The organism is Ideonella azotifigens, from assembly GCF_006519715.1.
Taxonomy (GTDB): Bacteria; Pseudomonadota; Gammaproteobacteria; order Burkholderiales; family Burkholderiaceae_C; genus Ideonella; species Ideonella azotifigens.
Genome location: NZ_VIDT01000817.1, coordinates 1 through 2,168, shown reverse-complemented (window position 1 = coordinate 2,168; position 2,168 = coordinate 1). Strand labels below are relative to the sequence as shown.

Genomic DNA, 2,168 nt, shown 5'->3' with positions numbered 1-2,168 from the left:
GTCACCTTGGCAACCACCGCGGCGATGCGCCGCGAGAGTGGTGCACCCCGCGCCGCAGCGCCATTGCACAGTCAAAGGGCTTTGGCGTGCTTCGACGGCAAGGTGCGCCTCGTTCGTTTGGAGGAGATTTCCGCCGCCTTCGACTTCGAACAGCCCGTGATCAGAAGCTATGCTTGCCTGGCACCGAAAACCTTCAGCCACCCATGGGCTGAGGCCTTCGCTGTCCCCTTTGCCCTCAAGCAGGTGTTCAGAAGTGACGAATTTCCCTGACAGACGCAGTGTGCTGACACTGCTCGCCGTGGGCGGAGTGACGGTGTCCTGCGCCCCGCCGCTCGATGAAAAACTTCGGGCGGCAGGGGTCAGCTTTACCGTACCTGCCAACTGGACCGAGCAAAGCTTCCCGGGTTCCAGCGGTGTACAGATCATGTGCCCGCCAATCGCCGGAGGTTATGACGCGTACCTCTTCATTGAACAGTTGAGTCGCACCGAGCCGCAAAGCCCAGATGACTACCTGGCCAATCTTTCAAACCGACGCAAGGCCAACACCGTGGGTTACGAGGAGCGCAGGCGAAGGGAAGGCAGGAACGTACACGGAGTGGTGTATGGCCTGCTGGAGTATTTTCACGTCCTCAACCGCATCCCGAGTGTGGAATGGGCCGCGGTGCTTCCGAGAACTCGGCTCAGCAATGTCTACGTGTATGGCTGCACCACGGCGGCGACTGCCGAGCGGCACCTCGCCATCTTCTACGAGTTCCTGAACTCGATTGCGCTGGCGCCGAGCCAGGCGCCATGAGCAAAGCTGGATCAAGCTGCGACGGCTGATGCCTGCCGGCGGCGATGGCTTCGATGCCGTCCATCACCGGCATGCGCAGGTCGAACAACGCGACATCGGGCCGGTGCTGCAGCCAACAAGGCCACGACGGCTTGGCCGTTGGCGGCTTCGCCCGCCACGCACATGTCCACGTGCCTGCCGATCATCGCCGCCAGTCCCTCACGCACGGTGACGTGGTGACCGGCATTCAGCATGCGGATGACGCCAGCGCCGGTGGTGGGCACTGGTGTTGCGGTTTTCGGCAGAAAGGTCGGGTGCCAGCGGGGCCGCACCTTTCCCGGCGCACCAACTGCGGTGCGCAGCCGGCTTGCCTGGCGCGAAGCCTCAGGCAGTGGCGAGCGGGTGTGCGAGGCCAGGCGCTTCGGCTTCGGCCTCTTCCTTCCTGCGGCGCCGGCTCATCAGGGCCAGCACGCCAATGCCCAGGCCCAGCATCGCGTAGGTGCTGGGTTCCGGCACCGGCGCGGCCTGGGCCAGCAGCGAATAGACGCCGCCGTGGCTGCCGGCAGTCTTGCCGGTGACGCCCAGGTAGTAGTTGCCGCCGGGGGACAGCGTGATGTTGCTGAGGCTCTGGTAGTCGCTGACGATGGCGGTGCCGCCGATGGTGTGGGTGATCGACAGCTTCAGGCCGAACAGCTCGGTGAAACCGCTGAGCAGCAGCGTGTTGGAGGCGAACGAGACCAGGCTGGCGTTGGTCGGCACGCTGAAGGACCACCAGTCGGTGAACACGCTGGGCTGGGCCGTGACGCCGTGCACCGCGAAGGTCGGATCGGCGGGCGAGACGCTGAGCACGCCCAGGTCGTACACGCCGGCCTGGCTGGCCAGGCTGGCCGTCGCCAGGCTCAGCGCAGCGAGCAGAGGTTTCAGTTTCATGAGGTCTCCTAGGTTCGGTTTTGCGCAGCCCATGCGGTCGATCACTTCTGGCTGCACCAATGTCGACAGCTTTTGGGGTGTGGCTGCTGGGTTTCAAGCAGTTTGGCCTGCCTGACACCTTCAGCCGGTACCTGCCGCCGCGACACCCGAGGCAAGGGCAAGACTGGGGCCGCCATTCGCCCGGCGTCGCAGCTCGTTACGCCGGTGTCAACTCGGACACGCCGATGCGACGGGTGGCCGGGCACGAGGCGCGGGTGCCGTTCACCGGGAGGCTGTCCCGATTGGCTGGTCTGCCGACCACCCTGCTGCGGGATGCGCTGGCGTGCGGCAGCGCCGAAGCTGCGGGCATCCGCAACCCCCGGCGCCGGCCGTCCGGCACGCTCACGTTTTGGAGCCGCTCATGTCATCTGGTCCTCGAACCCTCCGCTGGCTGCGCCTGCTGCCGTGCCTGGCACTGGCAGGCTGG

At 65.7% G+C, this 2,168-nt stretch carries 4 protein-coding genes; 3 read left to right on the top strand and 1 reads right to left on the bottom strand.

What is annotated here, in order from left to right:
• On the top strand, positions 1 to 270 hold a 270-nt coding region (locus FKP22_RS32935), incomplete at its 5' end, for a hypothetical protein (RefSeq protein ID WP_170201139.1).
• Between the two features lie 10 nt (positions 271 to 280).
• Positions 281 to 793, top strand: coding sequence for a hypothetical protein (locus FKP22_RS28020; RefSeq protein ID WP_141291328.1), 513 nt, complete (start codon positions 281 to 283; stop codon positions 791 to 793).
• A gap of 363 nt (positions 794 to 1,156) precedes the next feature.
• Here the strand turns inward: FKP22_RS28020 and FKP22_RS28015 are convergent, their stop codons facing one another.
• Entirely contained in the window at positions 1,157 to 1,702 is a 546-nt protein-coding gene (locus tag FKP22_RS28015) for an FxDxF family PEP-CTERM protein (protein WP_141291326.1), read from the bottom strand.
• Between the two features lie 77 nt (positions 1,703 to 1,779).
• Here FKP22_RS28015 and FKP22_RS33575 point away from each other — a divergent pair.
• Positions 1,780 to 2,168 (top strand): hypothetical protein (locus tag FKP22_RS33575; RefSeq protein WP_211361625.1); only part of this gene is annotated, 389 nt, incomplete at its 3' end.

What these genes read in the sequence shown, in the direction of transcription:
- FKP22_RS28015 (WP_141291326.1), bottom strand. Translation starts at nt 1,702, where the DNA reads ATGAAACTGAAACCTCTGCTCGCTGCGCTGAGCCTGGCGACGGCCAGC.